This is a genomic window from Pseudomonas sp. RIT288 (assembly GCF_000631985.1).
Lineage (GTDB): Bacteria > Pseudomonadota > Gammaproteobacteria > Pseudomonadales > Pseudomonadaceae > Aquipseudomonas.
Window position 1 is genome coordinate 263,997 of record NZ_JFYN01000042.1, and the last position, 16,741, is coordinate 280,737.

The window sequence follows — 16,741 nt, forward strand, 5'->3', positions numbered from 1 at the left end:
CTGCTGAATGGTGCAACATGCACTCTAGCGACCAAAGGGGACAAGACCAAAGGGATAGATTTATTTTCCGGCTTGCACCTTTTTCTAGCCCAGTTTTTCCGAAAATAAACCCGTGCCCTTTTTCCCACCGACATTACAGCAACCGGATCACACACTCAAAGGACTGTCCCCTTGAAACACCTGAATCGCCCTCTAACCCTTCTCCTCGCCCTAACCTTCTCCCTTAGTGCCACCGCATTATCCCTTCGCTCCGAACAACGCCCGGACGGAACGACGGCCCTGCTACTCACCAATGACCCAGCCCCGGACAGAGCGCCAAAGCTCAATAAGGATCCAGCCATTCGTTCCGCGCTAGTCGATTTCTTTGGATACCAAACAGGTAGCTACACCAACGACAAAACGATGATCGTGCAACAAGTTCTGGAAGCGCTCGATTCGGAAATGTCGATATTTGAACAGGGTGTGCCTGTCGGCAGAAAAATGATCACCGCCATGGATGATGGCAACAACGGGTTCGACCGTGGGGCTTTGTTACTGGATGACAAGGGTCAACTGATCGCTGTCGGCTTGGTGAATGGTCATTGCACGGTGAAGTCTCGTGACGAGGCTTTGACCTGTAATGATGCGCCGGACACGGTGCTGACGATCTTCCAGCCACAAGGCGCGAAAAAAGCTGACGCAGAACCCTTGATTGGCTGGAGCAAGCAGTTGCCGCCGCTCTTGGCCATGTGGGCGGAAAGCGATAATCCGGAGCGACGGGCGGCCGCGCAGAAAATTGCGACCATTGAATACGCTGCCACTAACCCGAACCAGGGTGCCTGGACGGCAGCTCAGTTACCTTCCGATTTCCCTGAAGCAATGCTGGCGATGCTGCCACAGCGGGCGCATCTGATAGGTGCTGGTGCTCACGGTGTATTCACCACACCGGGGATGGAGGGATCTCCGATTGAAGGTGATTGGGACAAAATTGCCGGACGTCCTCAACATGAGTTTGAGGTCATTCTCCGCACCTTTACCGCATATGCAGATGTCATCAATTTCTATCAGCAGCATGCGAAGGACGCCGAAATCAGCGGCAACCAACGAAAAGCGCTGGTCGAGGGTTACGTCGGTGGCGGTACTTACAAAATCGAAATAAGCAATAGAGAAGACGAAGGAACGGTCATCACGCTCTCAGCCTGGAGTCAAGAGGTCTGATTCATTCAGTCAGAAGGGGGCGATTTTAATCGCCCCCTTCTGCTTGTATCTCAGAGCTTTTCCAGTTCTTCCTTGGCTCCAGGCGCATAACGACCCACTGCCTTGAGCATCCAGAACTCCGCCTTGGATCGGCTCTTGGGCAGTCCTCCTCGCCCTTGCGCATACATCTTGCCTAATGCCAACTGAGCGTTGCCAAAGTCTGCGTCCGCTGACTGGCGGTAAAGTTTCGCAGCTTCGCGCTCGTTGCGCGTAGTTCCACGCCCCTGCTCCAGCATCTGCGCCAATTCATATTGCGAGTATTGGTTTCCTTGCAACGCCGATTTCCGATACCAAGCAACAGCAAGCTTCTCATCCTTTTCCACACCGCGCCCGGTGGCAAGCATCTCGGCTATATTGTTTTGACCAGATGCGTCTCCTGCCTCAGCGGCCTTAAGAAACCATTTTGCTGCGGTTACATCGCTCTGAGGAACTTCGTCACCCTTTTCGTAGATGTAAGCCAGCAACATATAGGCCATGACATAACCGCCCTCGGCCGACTGGTTGTAGTACGCCAACGCTTTGTCCATATCCTTGAGATTTTTGATTGATCGGCCGCCGCGATGATAGATCTGCGCCAGACTGAATTGAGCTTTGGCGTTACCCTGCTCCGCCGCTTTCAGATCCCAATAAACACCTGCATCTTCACCCTCAACACTCCGGTCCCAACGAAGCTCCTCAGCAAGTCCGACTTGCGCTTCGGCATTACCTTGCTCTGCAGCCTTGCGAAACCACTCTTCCGGCATGCCCGGCGACCACTGCTCGACCACCCCGCAAAGGTTCTCCTGAATGGCTTTGCCAAACTGCGTCTGCGCTTCAAGATCACCTGCAACCGCTTGCTCATGCAGATGTTCCGAATTCGGTGCGCACTTCCCTGCCTTCATCCCGTCGTAGAGCTCACGCGGCTCTTGTGCCCACGTATTACAGGCGATGAACATCGAAAAAAAAGCAGTGCCTACCGCACCGATAGTTTTGAAACTGTTGCTCATTTGATACTTCCTTGTGGCTTAAAAAATCCAGGCAAAAAATTGGCAGTAATCACCATGTTGCTTCAAACGCTTGATCAGCAACCTCATACCAACCACCACCCGATTCTGAACTCGCCCCTCGTCCGGGAATGGATCGAAGCCGCGGTTGGAGCGTTCAACAACTACCAGCGGTAAGTGGATTGTCATCTGGATCAGATTGGTCAGTTCGCAGATTCCGCTGCCGATAACGCGTCGTGCGTCACCGGGAGCGATGATGACGCCATTGATATGGTGGCGAAGCCAAAGCGCCGCCTATCCGGTAAAGACGCGCAGTTTAACGTGTGGACCGGATTACGTGCGCGAGATGTCGTGTCTCGACACACTTCGAATGGCTCGCTGAACGGCGAATTAAGCTTCAACTAAGCTTGCGTCGCTAGCATCCCGGACCGAGAGACACCTGTCGCCGATCAACCGCGGATGAGCTTACCGAATGAGCCAGTTTGATTTACCAGCCGTTACGCCGCCGAATTTCAGTCTTGTATTGGTAAATTACAAAACCCCGGACATCACCCGGATGTGCCTGGAGTTGTTGCGTCAGCACGTTCAGGCGCAGCGCATTCCGGTTTGGGTGGTGGACAATGATTCGGCGGATGCCAGCCTGGATTATTTGCGCTCGCTGGACTGGATCAATCTGATCGAACGCCCCTCCCCCGGCAAAGAAGCGGGACATATTGCGCATGGCAAGGCGCTGGATCTGGCGCTGGAAAAAGTTGAAACCGACTATCTGTTTCTGCTGCACACCGACACCTTTGTCTACGACAAGGAAGTCTTCTCGATGATGTTGCGCGAGTGCACGAGGACTTCGGATATCGCCGCAGTCGGGTGTGTCGAGCAAATCAATCGTGGAATTGTCAGAGACACCTGGCGACTAACTTCGCGGTTTTGCAAACACTATATTCGCCGGGCGAAAACTTCGTTGGGCTTGCGCAGCAAAGAGCCGAAACCTTATCGGGAAACTCACCTCAAGAGTTTTTGCACCTTGTGGAACGCCAAGTTGATGAAGTCCCAGGGACTGCACTTTTGCATGGATGACCGAGTTCCCGGTTATACCCTGCAGGATCGAATGGTCGGCCTGGGCTATGGCATCAAGCTGTTGTCGCCGCGCAAGATTTTCCGCTATCTGGATCACATCCAGGCAGGAACTGTCGCCGCCGCCGGCACGTACGGCAAAAACCACCGCCGCACCAAGATGTATGAAGCCACCCTCAAACGCTTTGAGGGGCAGGCGTCGGTATAATCGCGAACACAAAAAAGGGCGACTGCAAAGTCGCCCTTTTTTATCTGAAATTGTATACATCCGCTCCGAGGAGGTGTTCGCCCAGTGTAATGGCCTGGCAATCCATGCACCGGTAAAGAGCCCTGACACTGGGCGAACGGGAAGGATTTTAATAGAAGTTGGCGGATATGTCGTCATACCCAAAGGTAAATTTTATGTACGAGGAAGTTGATAGATATTTATCGACGAAATCCTTTCGTGAAACTTTCAAAGCACGGCTCAACTCATTTCAGATGATTGTTCTCATACAATAAGCTGTACAAGAACAATCATCTTGTAGAGTTAATGCTCAGCTTTCATGCTGACTGGTCACTTTTAATACATCGGTATAAGTGACAACTACGCTTTGCCCGACTTTCAGATCTTTCAGCCTGGCCTGAATTTCAGGCTTTTTAACGTCGAGGATTTTCGACTGGCCTTGGGGGTTTTCCAGGGTTACCTGATTATTCTTCAAATCAATTTTGGTAATTTTCAGTTGCACCTGAATCTGGCGATAAGCCTCGCCGCCCGGGTTTTCGGTGCCCGGAGCGTTGCGCAGCTCACCGCTGCGCTCGACGGTGCCAGGCAGACCTTTATCCACATCGGTATCGAGGTAGGCCGCCACGGAACGCTGCACTTCGACTTTGACCAGATCACCGACCCTGAGGTTGGCGAGGTTTTTCGCCTTGTCGCTGAGCTGAACGTGAACCTGACGACCTTCGGCGCCTTCGAGCACGACCTGATGGTTGGCCGCATCGACGGCCAGCACTTTGGTGGTGACCTGATCGGCCTCGACGGTGGCGGACAGCGGAATATCCGCCGCCATTGCGCCGAAGCTGGTGGCGGACAGAACGGTTGCGAAGGTGATGGCCTTGGCCAGAGCGTGAAGCTTCATAAGCGGTACTTTCCCTGTAATGAATGGCAACAACCGGCGCCCACGCAGGGTCGACACCGAATGTGCCATTGAGCATAGACGCTGTTCAGAGCTTGGCTGTTGTTTGTGCGGGCTCCTCAGGCTTCAGGGTCATCCAGTTCATTGGCGACGTTCACGGCGGGCGAATCCTTGTGCAGCTCGTCGGCCTTGGCACGCAGGATCTGCCACTGCTCCAGATCGATCGCACCTTGGCCGAGCAGGTCGTCGGCGATGCGTTGCAGGTCGAAATAGTGAGCGTCGGGGGATTGCTGCCAGTAGGTCTGATCGTCGAACAGGCGCTGCCAGGTGGCGAGGTCTGGGGGTTGCAGGTCGTCGCTCATGGCCAATTCTCCGCGGGTATTACGTTGTAGAGGCTGCGCGACGAAACGGAGTTCAACCCAATCCCTGTAGGAGCTGCTGCAGGCTGCGATCTTTTGCTCTTGTTTGTAAAATTAAAAGCAAAAGATCGCAGCCTTCGGCAGCTCCTACAGGGATTGCAATGCAGCAGTCAGTACCCGGTCATTTCCAGATAGCCGCGCCCGCCATGGCTGCCGCTGATCCGCACCGGCCCTTCCCAGTAAGGAATGCGCAGGTTCATCCAGGCGTCGGGATTTAGCGCGTCGAGGCTGATGTCGAGGTGTTTGTCGGGAATGCTGATCGACCAGCGCACCGGCATCTGGCGGCCGGCGACTTTGGCGGTGTCCTGAGGCGTGAGTTTGATCTGCTCGCCGTGCAGGGTTTCGGTCCGGCCGTCGGCGCGGATCCAGGTGCCGGTCAGATACGGCGCGCCGTCGGTTTGCCGGGTGCGAAACAGCATCAGCGACTCACCGCTGTCCAGATGCAGGGAAAACCAGTCCCACCCGGTCTGATTGGCTGCCAGCGGCTGACTGCTCCACTCACGATCCAGCCATGCCGGGCCGCTGACGGTGTAGGTCTGGCCGTCGATTTGCAGGGTGCCGCTGGCCTGAAAAAACGGCTGACTGTAGTAGTAGGAGGCCTGGCCCTGTTCGGATTTGCGGCTATAGCCGTTGTCACCTTGCAACACCAGCGGCCGACTGGAGGTGAGGTGCAGTTGATAGCTGAAGGCTTTATCTCGGGCACTGAGTTGCAGATCGGTCAGCGGATCCTGCGCCTGACTGGCGAAGCGCCAATCATCGATCCACGCCTCGAACGGCGCCACGTTCACCCCGGCCTGCCCCACTCCGCCCCGGGCATAGCGCTCGGCGGCATGGTGCGCGGTGGCCGACGTCACCGCGGCATGCCCGAGCCAGATCGTCTGATTGGCCCAGCCCGGTTGCTCTGCCGCAGGTTTTAACGCACTGCGAAACAGCGTCCATTGCACACCGAAATCGTGGCCCTGCCGGTCCTTGAGATTGGCGGTGACATACCACCATTCGATACGAAAACCTTCGTGCGCGCCGTGATCCGCCGGGAAGCTGAACACTCGCCCCGGCACCACCGGCGTAAACTGCACAGCCTGATCGCCAAGCCCGGCGAAGCCCTTCTGCTCAGGCACAGGTTGATCGCAACCGCCCAACAGCAGCAGCGCGAACAGCAGCGCAACCTGATTAATCCTCATGAGCAAACGTCCTCAGCAGATCCGCCGGTTGCGTGCGATACAACGAATACAGCGGCCATGCCGAGGCTAATAACGTCGCCAGCAACGCCAGCCCGAGCAACTGCAGGAGTTGCAGCGGAAAAATCCGCAACGGCAAACGCCAGCCGAATGCCTGCACGTTGATCACCGCGTCCAGACACCACGCCAACGCGATCCCCAACGGCAACGCCAGCACCAGCGTCAACACCGCCAGCAGCCAGGTCTGGCCGAGGTTGAGCAGCATCAACTGGCGGCGCGTCACGCCCAAGGCCCACAGCGGCGCCAGTTGCCCGAGGCGGCTCTGGCTCTGAGTCAGCAGGCTGATGAACAGCGCCACACCGGCCACCGCCAGGGTCAGGCTGTTCAACGCGGCGGTGGCGGCGAAGGTACGCTCGAAAACCTGCACCGACCAGCCCTTGAGCCGCGCCTGATCGACGATGCGGCTGTCATCGAGCTGAAAGCGCGTTTGCAGTGCGCGCAAAAACGGCGGGATGTCGGGCGGCGCGATGCGCAAGTTGAAACGGTTCGGCGTCAAAGTCGGCCACAGCCGCAGCAGATGATTGCTGTTGACCAGCACGTGGCCCTTGGGATTGCCATAGTCGGCGTAGATCCCGACGATCCGCGGTGACCACGCCCCGCCCGGTGTCGGCACGCTCAGATGATCCCCCGCGCGCACTTTCAGCCGTCGTGCCAATTGCTCGCTGAGCATCATTGAATCGTCGTTCGCCAGGTGCGTCCACGGATCACCGGCGATCGCCTCGAGCAACGGCCAGTGCTGCCGGTAATAAGGATGATCGATCACCCCGAACACATCCGCCGGCCAGCCCTGCAGGGACACTGCCACTTGCCAGTTGGGCAGCACCGCGCTGACGTTCGGCTGTTGCTTGAGCCAGACGTACATCTCGCGCGATTGCGCCGGATTGACCGGGTTGAGGTAAAGCTCGGCACTGAGGCGTTGTTCGAGCCAGTCGTCGAAGGTCTGGCGAAAACCGGCGGTCATGCTGCCGGCACCGATATTGGCCGACAGCGCCAGCAGCAACGCCATCAACGCCAGACTGAGTGCCGGCAGTTGCTGGCGGCAGTCGGCGAGAAACCACTGACCGAGTACCGAACGACTGCGTCCGAGCAAGGGATTGAGCACTGCGCTGAGCACCACCGGCAACGCCAGCGCGGCGCCGAGCAGCAACCCGGCCATCAACACAAAACCACTGCTCAGGCTGTCACCGAACAGCAACGCCAGCAGTGCAATCAGGCCCAGCCCTGCCGCCAGCCAACCCTGACGGCGCAACCAGCGCGCATGCTGCAGATGCCAGGCCTGCGGATCCGCCACCGCCAACAGCGGCAAGCGTGCCGCCCGTAACAGACTGTTGGCACCGGCCAGCAACGCGCCGAACAGGCTCAAACCGATTCCGCTGAACCACCACCAGGGACTCAGACGCAACTGCCCCGCCACTTCCGCGCCATACAGACCGCGCAGGCTGGCGGCGACATCCGGCAGCAACACGCTCGCCAGCCAGTAACCGCTGATGACCCCGAACACCCCGCCAACCAACGCCAGCACACCGAGCTCGACGACCAGACAGCCGATCAACATCCGCGCACTGATCCCGCAGGCGCGCAACGTACGCAACAGACCACGACGCTGTTCCAGCGCCAGACCGATGGCCGCGTGCACGATAAACAGCCCGACCAGAAACGAGAGAAAGCCCAAGGCATCCAGGTTGAGGTGAAAGCTCTCGGTCAGGCGCGCCAGATTGTTTTCCTCGGCGCTGCTTTTGAGCTGCAGCCGGCCATTGAACGCGGCCGGCAGTTCGCCATGAAAATCCTTCGGCAATAACAAGCGCGACAGTTGCCCGGGCTGTTCGAGCAGGGTTTGTGCGATACCGATGTCCACCAGCAACATGCCCGGCGCCATGTCCGGTTGCGTGTGCAACGGCGGCAGCGTCTGGCCGCTGGCGGTCTGCGGCGTAGCGCCTTCGGTCAAGCCAAGGGCCTGCAAGGTTTCCGGTGAAATCCACGTGCTGCCCGGCGGCGAGAAAAACTCGACGATGCGCTCGATCGGCATCGCCTGTCCGGCCACTGCCGAGTCCGTCGGCAGCGACACCGGTTCGATGCCCATCAGTTGCAGACGCTGATCCTGGTGATCCTTGAGCACCAAACGGCCTTGCAGCAGCGGCGACACCGGCCAGCCTGCGCGGCGCAGATCGATGAACCACTGCTGACTGAAGGTCGCACCGCTCGGTGTGGCCAGACTTGCCTGAGGTTCGCCACCAATCATCTGACTGGCCCGGGCATAACTGTCGCGGGCCTGACTGTTCAGCGCCTCGACCCCGGTCAGCAGACTGGTCGCCAGCCACAACCCGGTCAGTACACTGAAAAACTGCACCGGATGCCGCCGCCAGTGGCTGAGCAGCGCACGCAGGGTTTGCCAGAATACGTTCACGTCAGATGGCCGTTGGACAACACCACCCGCTGCGCCAGTCGCGCCGCCACGCGTGGGCTGTGCGTGACCATCAGCAGCGTGGTCGGCGTGTCGTCGAGCAGCTCCAGCAACAGCCGCAGCACGTCATCACTGGTGGCTTCATCGAGGCTGCCAGTGGGTTCGTCGGCGAGCAGCAATTTCGGTCGCGACGCCAACGCCCGGGCCAGCGCGACCCGCTGCTGCTGGCCGCCAGACAATTGTTCGGGATAACGCTTGAGCAAATCGCCCAAACCCAGACGCTGCACCAGATGCGCTTGCCAGCGCGGTTCATGGCGCCCGGCCAGACGCGCCTGAAACGCCAGATTGTCCTCGACCCGCAGACTGCCGATCAGGTTGAACTGCTGGAACACCAGACCGATTTCAGTACGGCGCCAGTCGGCCAGTTGCGCTTCGTTCATCTGCTCCAGCCGATGCTCGCCACTGTGAATGATGCCGCGATCAACCTTGTCGAGGCCAGCGATCAGGTGCAGCAAGGTGCTTTTGCCGCTGCCGGATTCGCCCATCAGCGCCAGACTGCTGCCGGCTTCGAGCGTCAGGTCGACGCCTTGCAGCACCGGGAGCGGGCCTTGGGGGGTGAGGTAACTTTTGAACACGCCTTGAACCTGAAGCATGCCGCCATCCGTTGGGTCAGTGTGGGGCAAGGATAGCGGATTGCGGTCTCAGCAGATCAATGGAGCTCGAACTGGCCCCATCGCTTGCAGGCAAGCTCCTACAGGGATTGGGGTTGTCCACAAATAGCAGCTTCGCCATCAAACACTGTGGGAGGTCTCTTCAGATCAGTGGTGTTTGAACTGGCCCCATCGCTTGCAGGCAAGCGCCTACAGGGATTGGGGTTGTCCACAAATAGCAGCTTCGCCATCAAACACTGTGGGAGGTCTCTTCAGATCAGTGGTGTTTGAACTGGCCCCATCGCTTGCAGGCAAGCGCCTACAGGGATTGGGGTTGTCCACAAATATCAGCTTCGCCATCAAACGCTGTGGGAGGTCTCTCAGACCAGTGGTGTTCGAACTGGCCCCATCGCTTGCAGGCAAGCGCCTACAGGGATTGGGGTTGCTCACAAATATCAGCTTCGCCATCAAACACTGTGGGAGGTCTCTCAGACCAGTGGTGTTCGAACTGGCCCCATCGCTTGCAGGCAAGCTCCTACAGGGAATGGGGGTGTACACAAATATCAGCTTCGCCATCAAACACTGTGGGAGGTCTCTTCAGATCCCCACAAATACTGAGTACACCCTAAAACACTGTGGGAGCTTGCCTGCAAGCGATGAGGCCAGTAAAGCCGACACAATTCTCACTGCCCGGTTGCCACACTGGTCGCCGCCTCCCCTGGTGTGACAATGGTATTCAGATCAATGTGCTTCCACTCAGGCTTGGCCCCCAGCCGCGCATTGAAGCGGTAGTTGAAGGTGAAGTCGTCCGCCGTCGGCAGCGTCAATGGTTTGCCGTACAGCGCCTCGACCCCCTCCAGGTCATAACCCATCAACTGCAGCAGCGTCGGAAAAATGTTGTAGTGGCTGGAGCGGTCCTTGTTCGTCGACAACGCTTGCGCCCAGTCCGGGCCGTGCACCTGATCGCCCTGAATCACCACCAGCGGCACCAGCCCTTCTTCCTCTACCGGATCGCCGCCGCAGTGGGTATTGAGCCCGGGGTTGCCGCGTTCATGCAGGTCCTGGCCGTGATCGGAGGTGTAGATCAGCAGCGCATTGTGCAAATTGGCCTGGGCAAACACTCGGGCGAAGAACTCGCCGACGTTCCATAACACCGTGTTCTTGTAGGCGTTGCGGTACAGCACCCAGTCATCCGGCTGGCCGTTGAAACCGTCGCGTTTGCCGGTGTCGGCGACTTCGGTGAATTGCCCACGCGGCAAGGTCGGCCGGTACGCCATGAAGGTGTCCGGGTATTTGTCGTGCACCGGAAAATGCGCGCCCACCTTGTTGATCACCACCAGCTCCGGCTGATCATCGTTGAGCAGTTCGATCAGCTTTGCGGCGGCGGCCATGTCGCGGTCACGCACGCTGGTCCGGTCAAACTGGACGAACTCGTCGATGTCCTTTTTCTCGCTGTCGGTCATCAGGTTCTGCAAATTGCCGCCGGTGCGCTGGGCGTCGATGTACACCGTGCGCAAACCGGCCTTTTTCGCGTACTGCCAGATCGACGGCAGCGTGCTGTTGATCCGCATGTAATCGGCGCGGGTACCGCCGTAGCGCAACGTGACGTTGGTGTCGGCGCTGCAATTGGCAATCGACGCAGCGTAGCCGTAGTTGAAAATGTCGACGCCCGGGTGCGCCTGATTGAGGTTGCTGTGCACGCCGAACGGCGCATTGATGTCCAGGTAATTGCCGGAGATGCTTTCGTCGATGATCAGCACGATGTCGTGATTGACCGCCGTGTTGCTGCGCGCCAGCGTCACCGGCTCTCGCGGGCCGACCGTGTTGTGCAGCGCTTCATAGGCGAACAGGTTCAGATAGGCCAGCGGCGTGTACATGATCGGCAAACCGCGCGCGCCCTCGCCCGCCCGCAAGAACAACACCGCACTCAACAGCAGCACACCACATACCGGCGCCGCCACACGCAACGCGTTGGGCACTACCAGTGCATGGCGCGGTTTCAGACCGATACCGAACAGCAACAGCAGACCACTGAGCGCGCCATGAATGATCGCGTCGCGATACTGGTAGGCGGCTTCCTGAATGAAGCCGCCGGAGTACACCAGCGAGATAAAATTGCTGTAGCTCAGGTAATCCGCGGTGACCCGGGTATAGACATCAAAAAACACCGCCGAGACAAACAGTGTTATTGCGAACAAGTGGCGAATGAGAGTCTGACGAATATAAGCCGTCAGATATAATGCCAAAGTAAGCGCCAAAAACATCGCGCCAAAAAGAAGTACAGCAAAACCGACGCCGATAGCATTTAACCGATCAACGTAATATTCGGAATAAAGCAGCAAATAAACAATTAAAAGTACTTCTTTGGCATATCTGAACATGGCGATACCGCTCGTGCAAAACGGCAGGGAGTCAAAGGTTTGTCAGTCAGAACCTGACACTAGCACCCACCCCCCAAAGCGCAAGAATTGACTGTTTTCTTCAGAAAGCGTCAAAAAACCGGTGACTCAAATCTGACACACAGCAAACGCTGCAAGCCTCTAGATTAGCGGTTTACAACCGTTTATCGCTTATTTTAAATCTGAACAAATCTGCAACTAAACAACAAATTCAATCGCAGCAATGACTTGATGGCCAATCGCCAAAAAGCGCTCAAGTGTTATACAGGTGCAACATGTCATTTTGCTGACACGCTTTCCAAACCCTGCGCTATACCCCTTTTACAGTCTTCTTCCGAAGTTCTTCTTTTCGCTCTATCGAGGGTGCGTAGATGGACGTGAGCGTATTTGGCACCGGCTATGTCGGATTAATTCAAGCCGCCGCACTTGCAGATGTAGGGCATCGGGTTTTATGTGTGGATATTGACCCAAATAAGATCAGACAACTGCAACAAGCCGTGCCGCCTATTAGCGAGCCTGGGTTATCCGCCGCACTGGAAGAAAACATCAAGGCCGGCCGTTTGCTGTTCAGCACCCAGGCCAGCGACGCCGTGGCGCATGCCGAGCTGATTTTCATCGCCGTGGGCACGCCGGCCGATGAGGACGGTTCCGCCGACCTGACCCACGTGCTTAATGTCGCCCGGGAGATCGCCTCGCACATGGAGGCCGATCGCACCCTGATCATCAAGTCCACGGTGCCGGTCGGCACGGCGGACCAGGTCGCCGCCAAGGCCAACGAAGAGTTGCAGCGCCGGGACCGCAGCAGCCTCAAGGTTCGCGTGGTGTCCAACCCCGAATTCCTCAAGGAAGGCAGCGCCCTCGCCGATTGCATGCGCCCGGACCGGATCATCGTCGGCACCCGCGATGACGCGGCCCGCGAGCAGATGAGCGAGCTGTACGCGCCGTTCTGCCGTAACCACGAAAAACTGATGTTCATGGACAACCGCAGCGCCGAACTGACCAAGTACGCGGCCAACGCGATGCTCGCCACGCGCATCAGCTTCATGAACGAACTGGCCAACCTCACCGAACTGCTCGGCGCCGACATCGAAGCGGTGCGCAAAGGCATCGGCTCCGATCCGCGCATCGGCTACCACTTCATCTACCCCGGTTGCGGCTTCGGCGGCTCGTGCTTCCCCAAGGATCTGCGCGCCCTGCTGCACACTGCCGAACACAACGGCATGCCGCTGAAACTGCTGCGCAGCGTCACCGATGTCAACGACAGCCAGCGGCACATCCTCTTCAGCAAACTCAAGGCGCAATTTCCGCAAGGTCTGGCCGGCAAGTCGATCGCGATCTGGGGCCTGGCGTTCAAACCCAATACCGATGACATGCGCGAAGCCCCCAGCCGCTACCTGATGGACGCGCTATGGGCCGAAGGCGCCAGCGTGCAGGCCTACGATCCGGAAGCCATGTCCGAATGCCGGCGCCTCTACGGTTACCGCAACGACCTGCACCTGTGCGCCACCCGCGACGACACCCTGGAAGATGCCGATGCGTTAGTGATCTGCACCGAGTGGAAGAATTTCCGCGTGGTGGATTTCGAGCTGCTGGCGAGCAAGCTGCGCTCGAAAGTGATTGTCGACGGTCGCAACCTCTACAACCCGGAACACGTGGCCGCTGCCGGTCTGCATTACAGCGGCATCGGTCTGCGCCACATCGCTCCGGAAGGACTGCGCCCATGAAAATCCTGGTCACCGGCGCAGCCGGCTTCATTGGCGCCCATTGCGTGTTGCGACTGATGCGCGACGGGCATGCGGTGGTCGGCCTGGATAACTTCAACGGCTACTACGACCCGCAGCTCAAACACGATCGGGTGCAATGGGTGCGCGATCAGGTCGGGCATTTCCCGCTGGCGCGGATTGATCTGGCCGATGCCGCCGCGATTGAAGCGCTGTTTGTCCGCGAGCAACCGCAAGTGGTGATCCACCTCGCGGCGCAGGCCGGGGTGCGCTACTCGCTGGAAAACCCGAAGGCCTACCTCGACAGCAACCTCTGCGGCTTCCTGAACATTCTCGAAGGCTGCCGGCATCATCCGGTGGATCACCTGATCTACGCTTCGTCGAGCTCGGTGTATGGCGCCAACCAGCACACGCCGTACTCGGTGCATGACGGGGTGAATCACCCGCTGTCGCTGTACGCCGCGACCAAAAAAGCCAACGAGCTGATGGCCCACAGTTACAGCCACCTGTTCGGCATTCCCAGCACCGGCCTGCGCTTTTTCACCGTGTACGGGCCATGGGGTCGGCCCGACATGTCGCCGATCCAGTTCGCCCGCGCGATCACCGAAGGCACGCCGCTGAAGCTGTTCAACTACGGCGAGCACCAGCGCGATTTCACTTATATAGACGACATCGTCGAAAGCATCGCGCGCCTCACCGACCATCCGCCGCACGACCACCCGGAGTGGGATCGTGAACATCCCGACGCGGGCAGCAGCATGGCGCCGTGGTGCCTGTTCAACATCGGCGGCCACCACCCGGTGGAGCTGAAAACCTATCTGGCGCTGATGGAAAAACACCTCGGCCAGAAAGCCATTGTCGAGCTCTTGCCCCTGCAACCGGGTGATGTGCTCAACACCTGTGCCGAGACCGATGATCTGGCCCAGGCCACCGGGTTCCAGCCCCGGATCGAGCTGGATGAAGGACTGGGGCGTTTCATCGCCTGGTTTCGCGACTACTACCCCACTGCCTATCGCCCACGCGCCGCTCGCGGCTGAACATCAGCGGAGGACCCCATGACTGGACATGAACAAGGTGTATCGATCCATCAGATGCGCCGCGACAAGCGCATGGATCCCGAGCACCGAATGCGCCTCGATAGCGCCATCCACAGGCAGGGCCGGGGCTGGTTGACCGGCCGCGACGGTGGCCGCCCATGGACGCTGTCACGCACCAACCGGGTGCTGGCCTGCATCGGTGCATTGCTGATTCTGGTGGTGTTTTCGCCGCTGCTGCTGGGCCTGGCACTGGCCATCAAACTCACCAGCCCGGGACCGGTGATGTTCGTGCAGAAACGCACCGGTTATCGCGGCCGCACCTTCGGCATGTACAAGTTCCGCACCATGGTCTGCAACGCCGAAGAACTGAAGGAATCGCTGCGCCACCTCAACAAGCACGGGGTCGACGCCATTGATTTCAAGATCGACAAGGATCCACGCATCACCGGCATCGGCGGTTTCCTGCGGCGCACCAGCCTCGATGAACTGCCCAACCTGTTCAACGTGGTCAGCGGTGACATGCGCCTGGTCGGCCCGCGGCCGACCTCGTTCAACGCCTACCGCTACAAGGACAATCATCTCGCTCGCTTGAGCATCTACCCCGGCATGACCGGCCTCTGGCAGATCTCCGGGCGCAGCAACATCGACTTCGACCAGCGCGTTGAGTTGGACCTCAGCTACATCGCCGAGCAAAGCCTTTTGCTTGATCTGAAGATCTTGTTGAAAACCCCCTTCAAAGTATTCAGCGGCCACGGAGCAAGCTAATGGACGGTTCAACCAGCAAAAGCCTGAGCATTGCCAACCCCAGCGAATCGAACCTGATTTCGACCGTGCTGGATCTGGATCTGCGGATCCTCTTTCTAACCGCCGCCAACCCCGGCGCGGGCACCACCACCAGTGCCCTGGCGCTGGCCAGCCAACTGGCGCAGATGAGCAGCGGCCAGGTGCTGGTGGTCGATGCCAGCCATTCGGCAGGCAACCTCACGCAGCAATTGAACCTGGGCAAGGAGCGCGGCCTGCGCGACCTGCTGTTCAACCCGGACAACCCGCCGCTGTTGCAGGACTGCGTGGTGCAGGTGTCGAGCCTGCCCTTCCACGTGCTGCCCAACGGCCGGCCGATCCGCACCCTGGAGCACCTGACCGCCGAGCGCCTGAGCCCGTTGCTCGACCGCCTGGGCACGCAGTACCGCTTCGTGGTGATCGACGGCGACGCGGTGTATTCCGCCGCCGACACGCTGGTGCTCGCCACTCAGGTCGATGGTGTGGTGTTCGTGGTGCGCGCCGAGGACACCCGCTGGGAAGTCGCCCAGGCCGCCGTGCAACGCCTGACTCAGGCCGGAGCAAAAGTGGTCGGCAGTGTGTTCAACCGGCGCAAGTACTACATGCCCAAGTGGCTCTACAAAAACCTGTAAGCGAACGCAAAGGATGACGCCATGAACGCCAAGATACTTGTTCTGCTGATGCTGCCGCTTGCGGGCTGCTCCAGCAATTCCGAGACCCGCAACATGCCGGTGAATATCCTCACCGCCGCACCGGCCAATGCCCAGGCCACCGACATGCCGAGGGTCGAACAGACCCTGCGCCCGAAAGACGTGCTGGATGTGATTTTCCACATCAGCACCAGCGGCTCGGACGCTTACCGCGTGCAGTCGGGTGACCAGATCGGCCTGAACTTCACCGCCGCCAGTCAGCTCAACGGCACGCAACTGGTGCTGCCCGACGGCACCATCGAACTGCCGGGCGCCAACACCTCGGTGAAAATCGCCGGTTTGACCAGCGACGAGGCCCGTCAGGAAATCCAGCGGGCCTATCAACGCAAGCAGCTGTTCCAGCCCAACCGCAATCAGCTCTCGGTGCAGATTCTCAGCCCGCTGAGCAACGAGCAGAACCTCAAAAGTGCGCTGAACCACCCGGCCACCGGCATGAGCCGCGAGATCACCGTGGGCAACGACGGTTATGCAAGTTTTCCGGAAATCGGCGCTGTGCCGTTGCAAGGCATGACCATCAACCAATTGGAAACCTTCCTTAACCAGAGGTACGCGCAATTGCCGGGGCGGATGAGCGTCGATGTGATGCTCAAGTCCACCGCTGGCAACGAGATCTACGTGCTCGGCGAAGTCGGCCAACCGGGCTCCTACCCGATCCGCCGTCCCGTGTCGGTGCTTGAAGCGCTGACCCTGGCGCGCGGTACCAATGTCAAGGCGAGGCTCGATTCGGTGGTGATCATGCGGCGCAACGGCAATCAGGTGCAGGCCATGAACTACGACGTGGAGAAAGCCCTGTCGGGCGACGCGTCACAGATCGCCTACCTGCAACCCGACGACATGCTCTACGTGCCAAAAACCAAACTGGCCAGCGCCGGCGAACTCGCCCGCCAACTGGCCGACGTGGTGCTGTTCCAGGGCGTGGGTTTCAGCTTCGGCTACCGCGTCGACAACAAAGGCAGTGACAACTGACTCTCAGGTGAA

General features: G+C 59.0%; 14 protein-coding genes and 1 pseudogene. 7 read left to right on the plus strand and 8 right to left on the minus strand.

The window, feature by feature from the left end:
* Positions 1 to 171: 171 nt before the first annotated feature.
* Positions 172 to 1,197, plus strand: coding sequence for a hypothetical protein (locus tag BW33_RS24660; protein WP_047601850.1), 1,026 nt, complete (start codon positions 172 to 174; stop codon positions 1,195 to 1,197).
* Positions 1,198 to 1,247: 50 nt separating this feature from the next.
* Here the strand turns inward: BW33_RS24660 and BW33_RS24665 are convergent, their stop codons facing one another.
* Positions 1,248 to 2,222: a tetratricopeptide repeat protein gene (locus BW33_RS24665; RefSeq protein WP_047601851.1), complete on the minus strand. Its 975-nt coding sequence runs from the start codon at positions 2,220 to 2,222 to the stop codon at positions 1,248 to 1,250.
* 108 nt (positions 2,223 to 2,330) lie between these two features.
* A pseudogene (locus BW33_RS30580) lies at positions 2,331 to 2,465 on the minus strand (VanW family protein); the annotation flags it as partial.
* A 226-nt stretch (positions 2,466 to 2,691) separates the two neighbouring features.
* Between BW33_RS30580 and BW33_RS24670 the strand changes: the two are divergent.
* Positions 2,692 to 3,498, plus strand: a complete 807-nt coding sequence (locus BW33_RS24670) for a glycosyltransferase family 2 protein (RefSeq protein ID WP_047601853.1) — start codon at positions 2,692 to 2,694, stop codon at positions 3,496 to 3,498.
* A gap of 328 nt (positions 3,499 to 3,826) precedes the next feature.
* On the opposite strand, the gene BW33_RS24675 is transcribed toward BW33_RS24670, so the two are convergent.
* The 6 genes from BW33_RS24675 to BW33_RS24700 all read right to left on the minus strand — a co-directional run bounded on the left by BW33_RS24675 (position 3,827) and on the right by BW33_RS24700 (position 11,497).
* Positions 3,827 to 4,411 carry a hypothetical protein gene (locus BW33_RS24675; protein WP_047601854.1) on the minus strand — a complete coding sequence of 195 codons (585 nt, stop codon included), beginning with the start codon at positions 4,409 to 4,411 and terminating at the stop codon, positions 3,827 to 3,829.
* Between the two features lie 116 nt (positions 4,412 to 4,527).
* Positions 4,528 to 4,770 (minus strand): hypothetical protein, encoded by a 243-nt coding sequence (locus tag BW33_RS24680; RefSeq protein ID WP_047601856.1) that lies wholly within the window; start codon positions 4,768 to 4,770, stop codon positions 4,528 to 4,530.
* A gap of 167 nt (positions 4,771 to 4,937) precedes the next feature.
* Entirely contained in the window at positions 4,938 to 6,008 is a 1,071-nt protein-coding gene (locus BW33_RS24685) for a lipocalin-like domain-containing protein (protein WP_047601858.1), read from the minus strand.
* A complete protein-coding gene (locus BW33_RS24690) occupies positions 5,998 to 8,469 on the minus strand; it encodes an ABC transporter permease (protein WP_047601860.1) in 2,472 nt (823 codons plus the stop codon). Before BW33_RS24690 ends, BW33_RS24685 begins: the two co-directional genes overlap by 11 nt.
* Positions 8,466 to 9,119, minus strand: coding sequence for an ABC transporter ATP-binding protein (locus BW33_RS24695; RefSeq protein ID WP_047601862.1), 654 nt, complete (start codon positions 9,117 to 9,119; stop codon positions 8,466 to 8,468). Before BW33_RS24695 ends, BW33_RS24690 begins: the two co-directional genes overlap by 4 nt.
* Positions 9,120 to 9,799: 680 nt before the next feature.
* Positions 9,800 to 11,497 (minus strand): sulfatase-like hydrolase/transferase, encoded by a 1,698-nt coding sequence (locus BW33_RS24700; protein ID WP_047601864.1) that lies wholly within the window; start codon positions 11,495 to 11,497, stop codon positions 9,800 to 9,802.
* 389 nt (positions 11,498 to 11,886) lie between these two features.
* Between BW33_RS24700 and BW33_RS24705 the strand changes: the two genes are divergently transcribed.
* Genes BW33_RS24705 through BW33_RS24725 form a run of 5 tightly spaced genes read left to right on the plus strand, consistent with a single transcriptional unit; the run spans position 11,887 to position 16,729 of the window.
* On the plus strand, positions 11,887 to 13,239 hold the full coding sequence (locus BW33_RS24705; protein ID WP_047601866.1) for a UDP-glucose dehydrogenase family protein: 1,353 nt from the start codon (positions 11,887 to 11,889) through the stop codon (positions 13,237 to 13,239).
* Positions 13,236 to 14,273: an NAD-dependent epimerase gene (locus tag BW33_RS24710; protein ID WP_047601867.1), complete on the plus strand. Its 1,038-nt coding sequence runs from the start codon at positions 13,236 to 13,238 to the stop codon at positions 14,271 to 14,273. The genes BW33_RS24705 and BW33_RS24710 overlap by 4 nt, the downstream gene beginning before the upstream one ends.
* A gap of 18 nt (positions 14,274 to 14,291) precedes the next feature.
* A complete protein-coding gene (locus BW33_RS24715; protein ID WP_047601868.1) occupies positions 14,292 to 15,038 on the plus strand; it encodes a sugar transferase in 747 nt (248 codons plus the stop codon).
* Positions 15,038 to 15,685, plus strand: a complete 648-nt coding sequence (locus BW33_RS24720) for a CpsD/CapB family tyrosine-protein kinase (RefSeq protein ID WP_047601869.1) — start codon at positions 15,038 to 15,040, stop codon at positions 15,683 to 15,685. Before BW33_RS24715 ends, BW33_RS24720 begins: the two co-directional genes overlap by 1 nt.
* A gap of 21 nt (positions 15,686 to 15,706) precedes the next feature.
* On the plus strand, positions 15,707 to 16,729 hold the full coding sequence (locus tag BW33_RS24725) for a polysaccharide biosynthesis/export family protein (protein ID WP_047601870.1): 1,023 nt from the start codon (positions 15,707 to 15,709) through the stop codon (positions 16,727 to 16,729).
* Positions 16,730 to 16,741: the final 12 nt, after the last annotated feature.

What these genes read in the sequence shown, in the direction of transcription:
- BW33_RS24665 (WP_047601851.1), bottom strand. Translation starts at nt 2,222, where the DNA reads ATGAGCAACAGTTTCAAAACTATCGGTGCGGTAGGCACTGCTTTTTTT.
- BW33_RS24670 (WP_047601853.1), top strand. Translation starts at nt 2,692, where the DNA reads ATGAGCCAGTTTGATTTACCAGCCGTTACGCCGCCGAATTTCAGTCTT.
- BW33_RS24675 (WP_047601854.1), bottom strand. Translation starts at nt 4,411, where the DNA reads ATGAAGCTTCACGCTCTGGCCAAGGCCATCACCTTCGCAACCGTTCTG.
- BW33_RS24680 (WP_047601856.1), bottom strand. Translation starts at nt 4,770, where the DNA reads ATGAGCGACGACCTGCAACCCCCAGACCTCGCCACCTGGCAGCGCCTG.
- BW33_RS24685 (WP_047601858.1), bottom strand. Translation starts at nt 6,008, where the DNA reads ATGAGGATTAATCAGGTTGCGCTGCTGTTCGCGCTGCTGCTGTTGGGC.
- BW33_RS24695 (WP_047601862.1), bottom strand. Translation starts at nt 9,119, where the DNA reads ATGCTTCAGGTTCAAGGCGTGTTCAAAAGTTACCTCACCCCCCAAGGC.
- BW33_RS24700 (WP_047601864.1), bottom strand. Translation starts at nt 11,497, where the DNA reads ATGTTCAGATATGCCAAAGAAGTACTTTTAATTGTTTATTTGCTGCTT.
- BW33_RS24705 (WP_047601866.1), top strand. Translation starts at nt 11,887, where the DNA reads ATGGACGTGAGCGTATTTGGCACCGGCTATGTCGGATTAATTCAAGCC.
- BW33_RS24710 (WP_047601867.1), top strand. Translation starts at nt 13,236, where the DNA reads ATGAAAATCCTGGTCACCGGCGCAGCCGGCTTCATTGGCGCCCATTGC.
- BW33_RS24715 (WP_047601868.1), top strand. Translation starts at nt 14,292, where the DNA reads ATGACTGGACATGAACAAGGTGTATCGATCCATCAGATGCGCCGCGAC.
- BW33_RS24720 (WP_047601869.1), top strand. Translation starts at nt 15,038, where the DNA reads ATGGACGGTTCAACCAGCAAAAGCCTGAGCATTGCCAACCCCAGCGAA.
- BW33_RS24725 (WP_047601870.1), top strand. Translation starts at nt 15,707, where the DNA reads ATGAACGCCAAGATACTTGTTCTGCTGATGCTGCCGCTTGCGGGCTGC.